This is a genomic window from Microcoleus sp. FACHB-831 (assembly GCF_014695585.1).
Lineage (GTDB): Bacteria > Cyanobacteriota > Cyanobacteriia > Cyanobacteriales > FACHB-T130 > FACHB-831.
In genome coordinates this window covers 119950-135954 of record NZ_JACJON010000040.1, presented here as the reverse complement: position 1 = coordinate 135954, position 16005 = coordinate 119950, and the positions used below count along the sequence as shown (strand labels likewise).

Below are 16005 nucleotides of genomic sequence, written 5' to 3'. Positions count from 1 at the left end.
ATCGCCTAGCTGCTAATTTCTAAGTAGAAAAATTCAGGTCATTAGTTATATAGAAATTATGGAAATAGACCCGACGGAAGTGGTCAACTTTGACGACGAGGAAGAAACCACTGCTACCAGTAAGGAGAAGTCAAGAAATCAACTAAATAGTTATGTTGCCATTACTGTTGCTTTGCTGGCGACATTTATGGGAATCTGTCAGGTTAAGGGTGATAATATCGTCCAGCAAATGCAGCAGGCGCAAGCTGACAAGATAGACTATTGGGCTTGGTATCAAGCACGCAATATTAGGGAAGAGATTGCGAATGCTACAGTTGTGCAGCTACAACTGCAAGCTAATTCGCAACCACCAGCGGCGCGATCTACATATCAAAAACAGATAGTTGCTTTTCAACAACTGGCGCGATCGCAAAACCAGAAAAAGGAAGAATTAAGAGCCAAAGCTGAGAACGAGCAAAAGAAGTACGATAAGCTTAATGTCCACGACGATCAATTCGATTTATCCGATGCTTTTGTATCTATAGCGATCGCTCTTTTTGCCTTAACTTCCTTGTTGCAGAAGCGTTGGCTGTTTGGCGCGGCAATGATTCCTACTGCGTTTGGAGTGTTCATGGGCTTTACGGGATTGTTGGCCTGGGACATACATCCCAAAGAGTTGACAAAACTAATCTCGCAGACACCACCAAAGACTGAAGCGGAGTTAAAGTTAACCAGTAATTATTCATCGGCGCGATCGCAATTCTAGATCCGCTGATGTTAAGAAGGTTTGTAACATTTGGTTCGCAACAATAGCATTACCTCCACCCAATAGGTAAATAATATTTACCTATGATGGCCTAATCATTAAGAATCATTTCAACTTGGTAAAGCTGAGGATGCTTTCACCGAGAAAATGTAGCATTAGCAAACAGCACAAGGGAGAACTTTATGAAATTAGCTTATTGGATGTATGCAGGCCCCGCCCACATCGGTACTCTGCGCGTCTCCAGTTCGTTTAAAAACGTCCACGCCATTATGCACGCACCTATTGGCGATGACTACTTTAACGTCATGCGTTCCATGCTAGAGCGCGATCGCAACTTCACCCCAGTTACAATCAGTTCCGTAGACCGGAACGTTTTGGCGCGTGGCTCCCAGGAAAAGGTAGTAGACAACATCACCCGCAAGGATGTTGAGGAAAGCCCCGACCTAATTGTGCTAACTCCTACTTGCACGAGCAGCATTCTGCAAGAAGACCTGGAAAATTTTGTCGAACGTGCATCGATAGAAACGAAATCAGACGTAATGCTAGCGGATGTAAATCACTACCGCGTGAACGAACTGCAAGCTGCGGACATTACCCTGCGGCAAATCGTCCAGTTATACATCGAAAAAGCGCGGAAAAAAGGCGATTTACCAGAAGGGAAAACTGAGAAGCCCTCCGTCAACATCATCGGCATTTCCAGCCTCGGATTCCACAATCACCACGACTGCACCGAGTTAAAGCGGCTGATGGCTGATTTAGGAATTCAGGTAAACGAAGTAATTCCAGAAGGTGCTTCTGTCCATAATTTGAAGAATCTGCCGAAAGCCTGGTTTAACCTAGTACCTTATCGCGAAATCGGCTTAATGGCTGCTCGTTATCTAGAGCAAGAATTCGGGATGCCTTATGTCGATATCACCCCTATGGGTGTGGTAGAAACTGCTCGTTGCATCCGCAAGATTCAGCAAATTATTAATGCTGGGGGTGCGGATGTTGACTACGAAGACTACATCAACAATCAAACTTTGTATGTTTCTCAAGCTGCTTGGTTCTCTCGTTCTATCGACTGTCAGAATTTAACTGGTAAGAAGGCTGTTGTTTTTGGCGACAGCACTCACGCGGCGGCGTTGACTAAAATTCTGGCACGTGAAATGGGAATTCACGTTGTCTGGGCTGGAACGTACTGCAAGTATGATGCTGAGTGGTTTAAAGAAGAGGTGAGCGAATACTGCGACGAAGTTATTGTCACAGAAGATCACGGCCTAATTGGTGATGCGATCGCTCGCGTTGAACCTTCTGCTATCTTTGGCACGCAAATGGAACGTCACGTTGGCAAGCGTCTGAATATCCCTTGCGGTGTAATTGCAGCACCGATTCACGTTCAGAATTTCCCTATTGGTTATAAGCCATTCTGCGGTTACGAAGGAACGAACCAAATTGCAGATTTGGTCTACAATTCCTTTACTTTGGGAATGGAAGATCACCTGTTAGAAATATTTGGCGGTCACGATACCAAGGAAGTGATTACTAAGGGTATTTCTGCCGATTCTGACTTGGGTTGGAACAAGGAAGCGCAAGCGGAACTAAATAAAGTTCCTGGATTTGTGCGCGGTAAAGTGAAGCGCAACACCGAGAAGTTTGCACGCGATCGCGGCTTCAACGTCATTACAGTTGAAGTTATGTACGCAGCTAAGGAATCTGTGGGCGCGTAGTTTAGTGGTTAGCAATAGCCGATAGTTTAGGGGAAAGCCTCTCGCCAAAACATCAGCGAGAGGCTTTCCTCTTTAAAGCTTAGTCTTCAGCTTTAGATTTATTCACTTCATTTTCAATAATTTGAGAGAACAGCTGAAAAATGGGAAAAGGCTGAACTTGCAGAAAATGACATTAATTAAAGGCTTTGAATTAGTATGTAACGCCCTCTCTCAATAAAGGCGCGATCGCTATTTTTGTGCAAGCACGGATTCTTGAAGCAGTATGAATCTTGTTTACAAAAATAGGAAATTGTCACAGAGGCTACGCTAAAGCTAGCTTTTTATATTAAAGATTATTAGGATTGCTTTAATACTAATTTTATTTATAACCCTCTTTATGCTTATTTACAGCAATCTCCAATGACACATAACCAATAAGAAACTTATTTTATACCAGTAGCTCTGTCATAATAAAAATTAGCAGCAATCTTCATCTGGTCAAACTCAAGGCTGATGGCTTCACCAAATTCCCAAAATCGCAACGGCAAAGTCAAAAAATCCCAGTCAATCAATCCTGAAAAATATGCACGCCTGAAAGCAGAAGCAAAAGCCCCTTACCGAGGCTTAAGGAAATTTGTCTATTTCTCTTGTGGTGCTTCTGGTTTTATTGGTGCTGTTGTTTTCATGGCTCAGTTAGCGGCTGGGCGGGAAGTCGCCCAAGCACTCCCTAACCTCGCCCTACAAATTGGGGTAGTCGCCCTTATGGTGTGGTTATTTGGCTTAGAAGACAAAGCTGAACGCAAGCGGTAAACTTTCTCATGCAGGCAATTGAATAATTTCCAGTAACAGCGCTGAATTGTCTCCCTTGTCGGCGCTCTAAGCTAGGAAGTAGAGAGGTAGCGTAGCTCTGAGTATATGGCTTGGGGTATAGTGACTGAAAGAGTTTATCTAGCGTTGCCTTTTGAGTTAGAAAGGGATTTTATTTATTCAAAAATAAAAACTCTGAAGCTAAGAATTTTTAAAAGCTACAGACACCTCAGCTCTGCCCTTGTTCATCCGAAGATATGGAAATCGAACAACGAATAGGTCTGTATCAGGTATTTCTCAAGCTCTACGAGCATCATCGCGGGTTGCTCGATGAAATTCTCCAGTTGGAAAACACCAGCAATAAATCTCTGAGTGGCATCAGTCCGAGGTACGTGCAGGGGGTTGTCCAAGAGCGGCAAGTATATTTGGTAACAAATTTATTGAATGGGAAAAGCCAGATGCTGCTGCAACCGCAGCGGGTTTGGGCTATAGGACGCGATCGCGGTTTGGCTATGCGGATGCAAGATCGTAAGTTGTCTCGCCGCCATGCTGCCATTCAATATATCGACAACGATGGTTTTTATTTTTATGACCTAAGCAGCACCAATGGTTCTTACATAAATGGAGAGCCAGTGCATCAACGCCAACTGCTCAAAGATGGCGATCGCATTAGGCTGGGCAGCGTTGTATTTTCCTTTTTCTTCTGCGGGCAAACCCAACCCTTAAACGAAGTTCCCCCCGATTTACTGGCACAACTCAACACTATAGCCGCCGCACCACAGGGAACAACCGCCGAAGACATGATTTCAATATCATCTATTGACTGGGATGTACTGCCTAACGACAATCCTGACGACACATCCGCCTTTTTGAAAGGGGATTTGTCCTCATCCGATCCCTTGGCTCCACCCTTATCCCCAAAATTAAATAATCCCCAGCAAGGCGAAATATTAGACCGTTTTTACCAGCGGCAATCAAAGTAAAAATAAAATACCAAAAAAGCTTCCCAGATAGCAGTCTGGGAAGCTTTTTGCCCCAAAGCGAGAATTAATTAATCTTCATCTAGAACATCGTCATCGTCGTCGCTATCAGCTGGGGTGACTGAATTAGCGGGAACAACTGCTCCACGATCCAGTTCTTCGCGCACCATCTTCTCAATCTTCGCTCTGAATTCCTCATTCTCTTCGAGGTACTTCATGGTGTTATCCCGCCCTTGAGCGATATTTTCACCGTTGTGGCTGTACCAAGCTCCCTTGCGGACAACTGCTCCAGTTTGTTCGGCCAAATCCACCAGACATCCCACTTGGGAAATGCCTTTGCCAAAGATAATATCAAACTCAGCTATGCGGAACGGAGCAGCGACTTTATTCTTAGCAACTTTGACCTTAGCGCGGATACCGTATTCTTCATTCGCTTTTTTCAGCGTTTGAATCCGGCGAATGTCTAGGCGGACAGACGCATAGAACTTAAGCGCGTTACCGCCAGTTGTGGTTTCTGGGCTACCGTAAGTAACGCCAATTTTTTGCCGTAGCTGGTTGAGGAAAATGACCGTACAGCCAGATTTACCAATGTTACCAGCAACTTTCCGCAGAGCTTGGCTCATCAAACGGGCTTGCAAACCGACATGGGCATCACCCATATCGCCTTCAATTTCAGCGCGAGGTACGAGTGCAGCTACAGAGTCGATAACCACGATATCAACGGCGGCAGAGCGAACGAGCTGATCTACGATTTCCAGCGCTGACTCGCCGTTATCTGGTTGGGAAATTAATAGGTTTTCAATATCAACACCCAGTACGGCAGCGTAGGCGGGGTCTAAGGCGTGTTCGGCATCGACAAAAGCGGCAACGCCTCCGGCTTTTTGGATTTCTGCGAGCGCGTGCAGTGCTAGTGTCGTCTTACCAGCACTTTCTGGCCCATAAATTTCAATTACCCGTCCCTTCGGCAAGCCACCGCCCAAGGCTAAATCCAGCGTCATTGCCCCACTGGAGATGGTTTCCACCTTCATGCGGCTGGCATCGCCCAGCCGCATGATGGCTCCTTTACCAAACGACTTTTCAATCTGGTTCAGCACCAGGGATAGGGCTTTTTCTTTATCGGGATTCTTTGTTAAATGGGTAGCCATTAATGCCTCAAAAAGAGTGTGGGGACGCAACCAAGTTAGAGATAAGTTTTATCTTCTGCTGTAGAGATTTTGCATTACCTACCCTGCCAAACAACCACAAATCTCTACAATGCGTCTGGTTTCAGACTTTAAAGCTTGGCAGCTAACTGGTACATGTGTATTATCTTATCACAGGTATCTCAAAAAAAACGAGGTTTTAAAATTTAGTGTTTTTGCAAGTTTTCTAGGTTTTTCTAGATTTAGAATGGCATATATAAATATTTTTCAGCAATAATCTGGCATATATGGGCACTTTGCTTGTTGATACGCCTCTTTCGGTAGGAGGATTAACATCTTACATCCAAGACCTGCTAGAGCAGGACGATCGGCTGAGGCAGGTTTGGGTAACTGGTGAAGTCTCCAGCGCTAGGCAGTATCCCAGCGGACTGTACTTCACGCTGCAAGACCCCAAAGGCGATGCTTCTATGCGCTGTGTGGCGTGGAGCCGCTCTGTAAGCAAACTAGCTGTACTGCCTGTAGTGGGAGAGCAGTTGATTGTGTTGGGGACTATCAGCCTCTATCCGAAGCGGGGAGAGTATCAGCTTAATATTTGGCAAGCTTTGCCTGCTGGTGAAGGGTTGCAGGCACTACGCTTGCGCCAACTTCGAGATCGGCTTGAGACGGAAGGTTTATTTGATGAACAAAGAAAGCGTAGCCTCCCCATCCACCCGCAAACTATTGCTGTTGTCACTTCACCCCAAGCTGCCGCCTGGGGAGACATTCAACGTACTTTAGGGCAACGTTATCCGGGGTTGCACGTACTGTTTTCGCCCGCTATAGTGCAAGGCGAACAAGCACCGGACTCTATTGCAGCCGCCATCGATCGGGTAGCGCGAGATGGTCGCGCCGAGGTATTGATTTTGGCGCGAGGAGGTGGGGCAGTTGAGGAATTAGCTTGTTTTAATGATGAGAGGGTGGTGAGAGCGATCGCTAGCTGTTCGATTCCTGTAATTACTGGGATAGGACATCAGCGAGATGAGTCTCTAGCTGACTTAGTTGCCGATTTTTGCGCTCATACTCCTACGGCTGCGGCTGAACGAGTTGTGCCAGAATTAGCTAGTCTTTACACGGAACATCTTTCCAGACTAGATGCTCTGAACGATGCGGTGTACGAACGGTTGAAGACAAGCGAGGACAAACTGGAAAGACTGCGATCGCGATTGCAGCGTCTGCCTCTTGACCGCCAAATTCAGCGAGAAATGCAGAAAATTGGTGATATTCGTCAATATTTGCACAGGGCAACATCGCGCCGTTTAGAGCAAGCAACTGGTAACGTTCAGTTGTTAAAAGAAAAGTTAGCAACTCTTGACCCGAATAGCGTGCTAAAGCGTGGCTATGCTGTGGTCAGGGAAGAAAAGGGAGCGATCGCCCGTTCCTCTAACAATTTAAATCTCGGACAAGAACTATATATTCAGCTAGGCGAAGGTAGTCTTAAAGCCACAATTACCGAGATTATCGATAAAGAATAATATCAGCTCGGTTGATTACTTTAACCCAAAATCCACAATCTAAAATTTATATGAGCGATTCCACCCGTACTTCACGCCGCAAGTCAGCTAGCGTTCCCAACCAAGAAGCCTGGAATTATGAAGTCACAGTTGCCAAAGTTGAGGCTATTGTCAATAAAATTGAATCCGGCGAAATGGAACTAGCCTCAGTTTTCGATGAATTTAACGCCGCCATAGAATATTTGCGGCAATGCGAAAACTTTCTCGCCCAAAAGCGGCAGCAGATGAATTTAGTTATACACACGCTGGCCGAAGAAACAGAATCTTTTTGATTAAGCTTTGAACGGTAGCTTCTACGATAGTAACCTTATATTCTATCTGAGCTAACCATGTTAATAACTGCAATGGCAGTTTGGGAAGAATAACTTTGGAGGCTATTTCCCCGTGCTTGAATAAAGCGCTAGCAAGCATTTTAGGAGGAGGTTCAGACATCGATGTCATTACTAACATCATTCAAGTAAATAATAATTTGTTTTCCAAAGTTAAACCCCTGCATCTGACCGATATGGCGATTTTTCTTCTTACATTTATTGAATTGATATAAAACTACCAACAGTATTATTTAAATTTTAATGCTTTGGATAGTTGGGTTAATTAATATGGCGGAAATACTTGCATTTACTCATAAATATAGAAACTAAATAAACAAACCTTAGAAGCTATATTCACCAGTCTAGAAGTACTGGTGGATATGGCTTATAAGTTTGCTCTAACAAGCACTGCCTCACGTTATTAGATTAACCATCTATATCTTTAGCTAGATAAAGTTTTATAAGTTTTTTTGTCAACTTTACTACCACGTTTCTTGCAACATTAATAAACCTTACTCAGAAATTTGCACCGTGACCTAATAAACTAATAGTCATAAAAATCAAAGTGGAGTTGGAGAAAAATTAAATGTACAAAAAGATCAAAGAAAGATTTAATACATATTTCACTTATATAAAAGCATCAACAAGGAAAACTCGCTACTCTGCTATAGGAAAAATATTCCGGATGCCTGGTATTACAATTTTTATAAAATATCCTAAAGGAATTTATAAATCAGCTCTTTATGGAGTTAATGCATATAACAAGGATAAAGGCGTGATTAAAGCAACTTATAAAGAAATCTATAACAGTAATAAAATTTATATAACCCAACCTAAAACAGTTGATGAAAAGATTCATGGCGAATTTGATATAGAATATAAGCATGAATCTCCCGCCGCCTTTGTTGCTGTATTTCCGGATGGAGAAGTTTGGAATAGAAACGGTGCAGTAGTAACTCCAGATGGTTATCTGGTAGCTGATGTTTCAAGTAATTTTTCCAATGCTCCAAAAGAGCCTTTAAATTTTATAGAGTGGAAATTACCATCAGTCTATAAAGTACCGGGTAAAGTAGCGGTTTTATCAGTCATAGGCGGTGAAGGCTACTTTCATTGGATGTTTGATGTATTGCCGCGAATTCATTTACTGCGTTCTAGTGGAATTTCTATATAAGATATAGACAAGTTCATAATTAATACTTACAAATTTCCGTATCAGCGCGAGACGCTAAATTTATTGCAAATTCCGGAAACGAAGCTAGTAGAAAGTTTGAAATACCATCATATAAAAACAGATACATTAGTTGTTCCATCTTTAGCGGGAAGAACAGGTAATATGCCTAAATGGGTCTGTGATTTCCTCAGAAAAGAATTTTTACTTAAGCCAGGCATTAACAACTCAGATTTACCCAAACGAATTTATATCAGCCGTGCAAAGGCAGTTGTCGTAGAGTTATTAATGAAGTTGAGGTGATAAATTTTTTAAAAAAATTTGGCTTTGAACAGGTAACATTAGAGTCGCTATCCGTATCCGATCAAGCAGCACTATTTTCTTCTGCTCAAGTTGTAATAGCTCCTCATGGAGCCGGATTGAGTAACGTAGTTTTCTGCAATCGAGGAACTAAGGTTATATAACTTTTTTCTGCAAACTATGTAACTGTTTGTTTCTGGGCTTTGAGTAATCAAGTAGGCTGTGAATATTACTACTTACGCGGTGAAAATACAAATAAGCAGGAAGACATAGCGCGTGATGGAAACGCTGAAAATATTTTAGTAAATATCGAGCTACTCTCAAAAACAATAGAGTTGGCAGAGTTAGGGGTAGGAGTAGCAAAAGATAGTGGTCGTAAATCGCTCAAAAACTCTGGTTTAGTAGTAAACATTCAAGGATAAAAGGCAGCTGCAAGCTTTGAGTTACTAATGGGTTATCCTTAAACGTTTACAGCTAGAAAAAGAGAATTTAGCAATGGCTCAAGCAATGCTGCCACGCTTGCGGGTTTCTTTGTAGGAAGTACCGACATTTCTCAAGCCTGCTTTAATCATTTGTTGTTCGAGGAGGGCAAAGAAACGAGCGCGATCACCCCCACGTACTACAGCCTGATTGTGCGCTTCGGCCAAAGCAACTGGATACCCATAACCCTTCTGTACTTGACCCAACATCAACCCCAAAGCTTCCTCAAACATTTCCTCGTCTTCAGCCACCCAACCCGGAACTTCAATTCGGGCAATTTCACTTCCTACGTGGACATAGCAGAAGTAGATGCGATGCTGCTCATACCAATCGAGAATTCGCAGTTCGCTGCGCCATAAAGGGCCGCGTTGACCGGGTTGCAATTGAGATGCCCAAACGCTGGTATCTCGTAACGGGTCGAAAACGTGACAAGGTGCTTTTTCGCTTTCACCGTTGCAATGGGTTGTGCAATCAGGTACATCGTGGGGACAAGCTTGCAAACGTAGGAAGTTAAGCGCTTCAAAACTGCGAGAGGCGCTGACATATCCCATCAGAGGAACTTTAGAGTCACGCATTGTATCCCAAGCCTCTAAGATGGGGGGAAGGATGCGATCGCGGGCGTCAGATGGCAGCTTGTCTAGAAACCAATAAATTAACGGCCCATCTGTCATCGCTAACATTGGAACTGGCGATTTTAGATTTTGGATTTTGGATTTTGGATGGTTAGATTGCTCGTTAGTTGTGGACGGTGTAGCATTTTCAGCACTATCAAAAATCGGCAATTTAACATTAGCAGTGTTAGCCCAAGTTGTTGCCGCTTCAGCCAACAGCAGTACCTCTGAAACCGTGCGCCGATAACCCATCCATTCCTCTGTTTTAATTCCCCACTCGCGAGAAACATAAAGATCTTCAGATTTATAGAAAACTTCCGGCACGCTATCTAAAACTGGGTGCAAACTTTGCCCGTAATGCAGCATCACCAAACCCATATTAATTAAATAGCAATAAGCTATTTCATGATGGTTTGGCGCCATCTGAGAACCATCAGTAGCAATGACTGTGTGTTGAGCCGGGGGAGTCTGCACGTAAATGCGAGTATCCAAAGGCTCTATGGGAACGGCGGCGCTGAAACATATACGATGTTGCCACTGTTCTTGTTTCTGCACCAACTCTGCCTGTTGTTGGTAAGCTTCTTCTAAAAATTCTTGGGCGCGTTCTAGGCGTATGCGGCTAGCAGCTGCAACTTCTGTCAGGTGCGTGCTGATACCAGGGATTTGTCCGGCTAGTTTGTTTAAATCCAGCATAGGATTTTAGATTTTAGATTTTAGATTTAGGATTTTGGATCGTTCATCTAAATCTGAATCCAAAATCCCAACTTTACTAAGGCCAATTATCGAAATCTTGGGCAAACTGCGATAGAGACAATAGCTTAATTCGTTCGTCATTGCGGACAGATTCCCGCGCGATCGCAGTGTTGTAGCCCCAATCTGCTAAGTATAGCCTTACTTGATTCAGGTCGGGTTGCTGTTGCACCGATTGTAAGGTTTTAAGTCGGTCTTCGATAAACCAAAGGCTAACAGCATCCTTGTTAGACGCCTCTATTAATTCCCGCAAAATTTGATGTTTGGGACGCTTGCACTCTTTACCAATAATCCATTCGTCGCGCATCTCAATTTGTTGCTGCTGCAATAACTGGCGCACGAAGCGTCCTTCTTTGGTAGTGACAATAATCGGCTGTACCGACGAATCAGCAAGCAGCGATCGCATTTTCTCGACTACACTCGGATAAAACCTATGCAACCCCAACCAAGTTTCTAAGTCTGTCTCTATCCATTCATCGCGCAGGCTATCTAGCTTTACGCCAATATCACCTGCACTCAGATTATCTTCTAGCAGAATTTGCTGGGCTACAGAGGGCCACTCCTGCAAAATCTTTTCTTCAGGTATTGCCAGTACTAGCGCCCTAATTAAAACAGGCATTTCCCAGCCGACTTCAATTACCGGGCGCAATCGGTAGAAAATCGGAGCCATATCGTCAGGCGGTGTCAGACTACTGGGCGACCAGATTTGGCAATAAGTGCGCCAAGCCGTCTGGAAATACTCGATTAGCCCATCGCAGAGAACACCGTCAAAATCAAGAGCGAGAATATTAGGAGCGATCGCAGGCATATTTTGGTCGCGGCAATTTTACCGTTTATCTTGCCACACATTGCCTTGCCTTAAAAAGCATAGAGACGCGATTAATCGCGTCTCTATAATTAAACTGGGGTGCAAGGATTCGAACCTCGGAATGTCTGGACCAAAACCAGATGCCTTACCACTTGGCGACACCCCATTGATTTCGCCTTACATATAATAGCAGTTGCTACCGAGGAATTGTCAACAATTTTTTCTAATTTTCTTTAGGAAGTCTCTCTCATCACGTAGCAGAGCCTTCCCCAGCGGCTGCAACCGGAATCTCAATCCAGAATTCGGCTCCCTCTCCTGGCTGGGAGACACATTGCAGAGTCCCTCCATGTTTCTCCACTACGACATGGTGGGAAATCGATAGACCAAGACCTGTTCCCTTACCAACTGGCTTGGTGGTAAAGAAGGGGTCAAACAGACGCTTTTTTACTTGCTCCGTCATTCCCGGCCCGTTGTCTTTAATCCGAATCGCAACATGTGTATTATTGGGGGTTGGGCAATCAGGGTTAGGCAGAGAACCTTCGCGATCGCCACTCTTCACTTCAGTGCAGATATTGATAATCCGAGGTTCTGGCTGGCTTTCGAGGGCGTCGATAGCATTGCCTAGGATGTTCATAAACACCTGATTCAACTGACCTGCATAGCACTCTACAGGTGGCAACTCGCCGTATTCTTTGACAATATTAATTCCCGAAAATTGACTTTTGGGCTTCAAGCGGTGCTGCAAAATCAATAAAGTGTTGTCGATGCCTTCGTGAATATCAACAGGCTTCATGCCAGCTTCATCCAGCCGGGAGAAGTTACGCAGCGAAAGCACAATCTGTTGAATCCGGTCAGCGCCTATTTGCATCGAAGACAGCACCTTGGGTAAATCTGCTGTCACAAAGTCCAGATCGATATCCCTGCAAATTTGTTGAATCTCTCGCACGGGTTCGGGGTAATGTTGCTGGTAGAGTTGCAGAATACTCAGCAGATCTTTGATGTAGGCTCTGGCATGACCCAAGTTGCCGTGAATGAAGGTAACGGGGTTGTTAATTTCGTGGGCGATACCAGCTACCATTTGGCCCAGACTGGACATTTTTTCGGTCTGAATTAGCTGTGTCTGGGTTTGTTGCAATTGGAGTAAGGCTTGCTCTAGCTGTTGGCTCTGAGCTTGGGCTAGAGATGCAGAATTGCGGGCTTGGGTGTAGAGTTCCGCTTGGTCGATGGCGATCGCTAGTTGCATTGTCACCGCTTGCAACAGTTCCACTTCGCTATCACTCCAAAGCCGCGCCTCGCTACAATGACCGCAAGTAATGACACCAATTTGACCAGTATAAGTCTGAAGCGGTAGTGACAGTAAAGCGGTTTTGCCCAAATAAATTAACAACTGGCGCAATCCTGGCTCTCGCAAAGTTTGCACATCATCAATTCTTACAATTTCTAGGTTTAACAACTTGTCTCCTAAAGGCGCAACTGACGAAGCCGAAAAGTTACCTATGAAGCTAGACAAGCCATAATTCTTCGATTCTTTAACTATCTCCCAATACGCTTGACCGTTGGGGCGATCGCGTGAAGGAGCCAGAGAGAAAATTTCCCTTGTAGAGATAGCTTCCTCTTCTAAATTCTCTGTCGTTTCCTGTCTGGCAATGGAAATGTTTTCGCCTTCGGCTGTGCGAAACCACATAAATTCACAGCAGTCTATCTGCAACAAGTTGCGGATCTCTACTACAGCCGTTTCCAAAATAGTGTCGAGGTCGAGAGAGTTGCGGATTTGGCTGGCGAGATCGAAGAGCAAAGCTTCCCGGCGACTCAGCAGTTCTTCCCGCGCCCAAGCACGGTCGATAGCAAGGGCGATCGCGTTGGCTACCCAGCCCAAGGTGCTGTGTACTGTAGTGGTAATCTCCACGTCGCTTAAAACAGCGATCGCGCCTACAAGCCGCTCTTCTACAATCAGTGGGTAGCCCGAGAAATTATTAGGCATAGATGAAGAGGAAAATTCTTCCCCAGCGACTATTTCCCCACCCCCACTCCCCAACTCCTCTGTTTTATAACTAGCGCTGAGGTAGGGCAGGGTTGGATTAGCGATAAAACTAACGATCTCGTTGCCAAAATTGATAGTAGTAGCAAAGTCTTCTAGCGGGGGGTGCGCTATCGCGAGAGCCTGCTGCTCAAGCACTTTGGTTGCTGGGTTGAGCGTCCAAATACTAGCAACTGACGCTTCTAGATGCCGCACTATCGTCTCCGTACACTGGTTCATGATGTTACATAAGATCCCATTCTGTCCCAGTGCGACTCCCACCTCGGCGGCTAATGTGGAAAGGCGCGATCGCTGCATAAGCCCTGCCTCAGCCAGTTTGCGTTCTGTAATGTTGTACAACGCCCCCACCAATACTTGTTCGTTATTGAATGTGATGTAGCGTAGCGATATGACAAACCAAATTAAAGTGCCATCTAGCTTTTTACCTCTGACTTCGCTGTTGCTGATGTGGCCGTCTTTTGAAAGTAACTCTAGTAACCTTTGGCGATCGCTGGCATCGTAGTAGAGTTCAGTTGTTTTGTAACCAATAACCTCGTCAGCACTAAGTCCGAAAGTTGAAAGCACTTGTGCGTTCGCATATAAAATTGTTCCATCGACGACACGGCTGATGAACACAGGGTTGGGAACTGCTTCCGCGATCGCCCGCCACTGCTCTTCGCTCTGCCGCAACGTTTCTTCTGCCTGTTTGCGCTCTGTAGTGTCATAAAACGTAGTCAGCAGCGCTTCTTCGCCGTTAAATGTCAAAAAACAAATCGACACCACAACCCAAAATGGCGTACCATCTGCCTTCTTAGCACGGCTTTCATAGTTGCGGACATACCCATCTCTTTGCAGCAATTCCAGCAAGCATTGGCGTTCTGCTGGCTCGTAGTAAAAATCTGGAATTTTGCGACCGATCATCTCAGCAGAGTCAAGACCGAAAGTAGGCCCCAGAGATTGGTTTGCGTACAATATCCGGCCATCGGCGACACGGGTGATGAGTGTGGGCACAGGAGTAGCCTCCGCGATCGCCCGGAACCTCTCCTCGCTTTCTTGTAACGCCGCCTCAGCTTGTTTTCGACTGGTGATGTCTCTTACTGCGAGTAACCTGACCTGCCGCCCTTGGTAAATAATGGTTTTGCCCTGAAGCTCAACCGGAAAAGTTGACCCGTCTTTTCTTAAACCTACTGCTTCATAAGGCTTTTCATAGCCAGCCATCATATTTTTTATGGCTATATCCCGCGATTCTGGTGTAAACCGTTCCAAGCCGTTCGTGCCAATTAGTTCAGCAACCTCATATCCCAGCATCGTTGCTAAGGCTTGGTTCGCCTCTAAAATTTTGCCCTGCTCGTGGACTGCAATTCCCTCAAAAGTAGCATTGGACAACCAGCGGAACCGTTCTCTCTCTTCGTGCAATGCCGCCAGAGCTTTTTTGCGCGAGGTGATGTCCCGCACTACTGCTTGCAGCACTTTTTTTTGATCTATTTCTATAGCGGTTAATAACACTTCTGTGGGAAACTCTGAACCATCGCAGCGCTGGTGCAGCCATTCAAATCGGCAGCTTCCTTCTTCGAGTGCTATGGCAATTTGCTCTTGTGCAAAACTCAGGGAATCCTTACCGCAAGGTTGGTTAGCTGGAGAAAAATCGCCTATATGCTTGCCGCAAAAATCCTCTTTTGTCGTACAAGCAAACATTGCTAAAGTGGCAGGGTTGCAATCAAAGAAGCCTTGCTCGTTTAGGAGCATTACACCATCACCTGTTGCTTCGTAGAGGTTGCGGAATTTATGTTCCGACTCTTGCAATTTGGCTTCAACTTGTTTTGTAGAGGTAATGTCCCTAGCGATCGCATACGTCAATTGCTGTTCTGGATATGCTGTTGCATTCCATAACAGCCATTTATAAGATCCGTCTTTGCACCGATAGCGATTTTCAAAACCAATGCTCTCGGTGCCTGTCAAGACTTTTTGCGCTTCGGCAATAGTTTTTTCCCGGTCTTCTGGATGAACTAATTCAATAAATGGTCTTGAGGAGAGTTCTTGGCTGGTATAGCCCAAGACTTTTGACCATATAGGGTTCACCCGCTGGAAATAGCCCTGGAAATCAACGATGGCAAGCAAATCAAGCGAGAGATTAAAAAACCTGTCTCTGTCTTGTTCTAGTTGTTTGCGTTGCGTAGCCGCCGCTACGGCATCGCTGATATCAAAAATAGCTCCATCTAACCATTGCAATCTACCGTCTTCGCCTAAAATGCCCTGGCCTTTTTCGTAGACCCATCTTACGCTGCTGTCAGCGTGTATTATTCTGTACTCGATGGTATATGGCTTTTGCGCCTCCACACCCTGCTGGACAACTATTCTTACTCTTGCCCTGTCTTCAGGATGGATAATACTGGCAAAAGTGCGGACTTTATTATCAATGAAGTCGGTGGCTGGGAATCCTGCGATTGTAGCGATCGCATCGCTAATAAATATTATTCTCCAGTCAGAATCGTAGGCACAGCGATAAATAGCGCCTGGAATATTAGAAATCGCACTTTGAAATTGTTCTTCTTTATCTTGCAGCGTTACTTCTGCCTGCTGGAAATTTTTAATTCTCATGTTTATAAAATTTGAAGTATAAAATATGAAGTTTAAAACTCTTTTCCTTC

12 protein-coding genes, 1 tRNA gene and 1 pseudogene are annotated in these 16005 nt (G+C 44.8%); 9 read left to right on the top strand and 5 right to left on the bottom strand.

What is annotated here, in order from left to right; genetic code table 11:
* Positions 1-58: 58 nt before the first annotated feature.
* The 4 genes from H6F77_RS10845 (at position 59) to H6F77_RS10830 (ending at position 4223) form a co-directional block, all read left to right on the top strand.
* Positions 59-745, top strand: coding sequence for a DUF4337 domain-containing protein (locus H6F77_RS10845; protein ID WP_190488227.1), 687 nt, complete (start codon positions 59-61; stop codon positions 743-745).
* A gap of 182 nt (positions 746-927) precedes the next feature.
* The gene (gene bchB / locus H6F77_RS10840) at positions 928-2454 is read left to right on the top strand and encodes a ferredoxin:protochlorophyllide reductase (ATP-dependent) subunit B (protein ID WP_190488225.1); all 1527 of its coding nucleotides are present in this window, start codon (positions 928-930) and stop codon (positions 2452-2454) included.
* A gap of 492 nt (positions 2455-2946) precedes the next feature.
* Positions 2947-3243 carry a DUF3493 domain-containing protein gene (locus H6F77_RS10835; RefSeq protein WP_190488223.1) on the top strand — a complete coding sequence of 99 codons (297 nt, stop codon included), beginning with the start codon at positions 2947-2949 and terminating at the stop codon, positions 3241-3243.
* 254 nt (positions 3244-3497) lie between these two features.
* Positions 3498-4223, top strand: coding sequence for an FHA domain-containing protein (locus H6F77_RS10830; protein ID WP_190488221.1), 726 nt, complete (start codon positions 3498-3500; stop codon positions 4221-4223).
* Positions 4224-4291: 68 nt separating this feature from the next.
* On the opposite strand, the gene recA is transcribed toward H6F77_RS10830, so the two are convergent.
* Positions 4292-5365 (bottom strand): recombinase RecA, encoded by a 1074-nt coding sequence (recA, locus tag H6F77_RS10825; protein ID WP_190488219.1) that lies wholly within the window; start codon positions 5363-5365, stop codon positions 4292-4294.
* A gap of 284 nt (positions 5366-5649) precedes the next feature.
* On the opposite strand from recA, the gene xseA reads away from it, so the two are divergent.
* The 5 genes and pseudogenes from xseA (at position 5650) to H6F77_RS10795 (ending at position 9113) form a co-directional block, all read left to right on the top strand.
* Positions 5650-6873 (top strand): exodeoxyribonuclease VII large subunit, encoded by a 1224-nt coding sequence (gene xseA / locus H6F77_RS10820; RefSeq protein ID WP_190488217.1) that lies wholly within the window; start codon positions 5650-5652, stop codon positions 6871-6873.
* Between the two features lie 50 nt (positions 6874-6923).
* Complete coding sequence (gene xseB / locus H6F77_RS10815; RefSeq protein WP_190488215.1) at positions 6924-7184, top strand: exodeoxyribonuclease VII small subunit; 261 nt, start codon at positions 6924-6926, stop codon at positions 7182-7184.
* Between the two features lie 625 nt (positions 7185-7809).
* On the top strand, positions 7810-8394 hold the full coding sequence (locus H6F77_RS10810) for a hypothetical protein (protein ID WP_190488213.1): 585 nt from the start codon (positions 7810-7812) through the stop codon (positions 8392-8394).
* A 278-nt stretch (positions 8395-8672) separates the two neighbouring features.
* Positions 8673-8855: pseudogene (locus H6F77_RS28855) on the top strand (glycosyltransferase family 61 protein); the annotation flags it as partial.
* A gap of 39 nt (positions 8856-8894) precedes the next feature.
* Positions 8895-9113 (top strand): hypothetical protein, encoded by a 219-nt coding sequence (locus H6F77_RS10795; RefSeq protein ID WP_190488209.1) that lies wholly within the window; start codon positions 8895-8897, stop codon positions 9111-9113.
* Positions 9114-9191: 78 nt separating this feature from the next.
* Here the strand turns inward: H6F77_RS10795 and H6F77_RS10790 are convergent, their stop codons facing one another.
* From H6F77_RS10790 to H6F77_RS10775, 4 genes are all read right to left on the bottom strand, one after another.
* Positions 9192-10475, bottom strand: coding sequence for a DNA double-strand break repair nuclease NurA (locus H6F77_RS10790; protein ID WP_190488207.1), 1284 nt, complete (start codon positions 10473-10475; stop codon positions 9192-9194).
* 76 nt (positions 10476-10551) lie between these two features.
* Positions 10552-11340, bottom strand: a complete 789-nt coding sequence (locus tag H6F77_RS10785) for an HAD family hydrolase (protein WP_190488205.1) — start codon at positions 11338-11340, stop codon at positions 10552-10554.
* Between the two features lie 94 nt (positions 11341-11434).
* A tRNA-Gln gene (locus H6F77_RS10780) sits at positions 11435-11506 on the bottom strand.
* An 84-nt stretch (positions 11507-11590) separates the two neighbouring features.
* Positions 11591-15955, bottom strand: coding sequence for a PAS domain S-box protein (locus H6F77_RS10775; RefSeq protein WP_190488203.1), 4365 nt, complete (start codon positions 15953-15955; stop codon positions 11591-11593).
* Between the last annotated feature and the right edge of the window lie 50 nt (positions 15956-16005).

Bases quoted from the DNA above. Each gene is read 5' to 3' on its own strand.
- xseB (WP_190488215.1), top strand. From the start codon at position 6,924: ATGAGCGATTCCACCCGTACTTCACGCCGCAAGTCAGCTAGCGTTCCC.
- H6F77_RS10810 (WP_190488213.1), top strand. From the start codon at position 7,810: ATGTACAAAAAGATCAAAGAAAGATTTAATACATATTTCACTTATATA.
- H6F77_RS10775 (WP_190488203.1), bottom strand. From the start codon at position 15,955: ATGAGAATTAAAAATTTCCAGCAGGCAGAAGTAACGCTGCAAGATAAA.
- xseA (WP_190488217.1), top strand. From the start codon at position 5,650: ATGGGCACTTTGCTTGTTGATACGCCTCTTTCGGTAGGAGGATTAACA.
- recA (WP_190488219.1), bottom strand. From the start codon at position 5,365: ATGGCTACCCATTTAACAAAGAATCCCGATAAAGAAAAAGCCCTATCC.
- H6F77_RS10785 (WP_190488205.1), bottom strand. From the start codon at position 11,340: ATGCCTGCGATCGCTCCTAATATTCTCGCTCTTGATTTTGACGGTGTT.
- H6F77_RS10790 (WP_190488207.1), bottom strand. From the start codon at position 10,475: ATGCTGGATTTAAACAAACTAGCCGGACAAATCCCTGGTATCAGCACG.
- H6F77_RS10845 (WP_190488227.1), top strand. From the start codon at position 59: ATGGAAATAGACCCGACGGAAGTGGTCAACTTTGACGACGAGGAAGAA.
- H6F77_RS10830 (WP_190488221.1), top strand. From the start codon at position 3,498: ATGGAAATCGAACAACGAATAGGTCTGTATCAGGTATTTCTCAAGCTC.
- H6F77_RS10835 (WP_190488223.1), top strand. From the start codon at position 2,947: ATGGCTTCACCAAATTCCCAAAATCGCAACGGCAAAGTCAAAAAATCC.
- bchB (WP_190488225.1), top strand. From the start codon at position 928: ATGAAATTAGCTTATTGGATGTATGCAGGCCCCGCCCACATCGGTACT.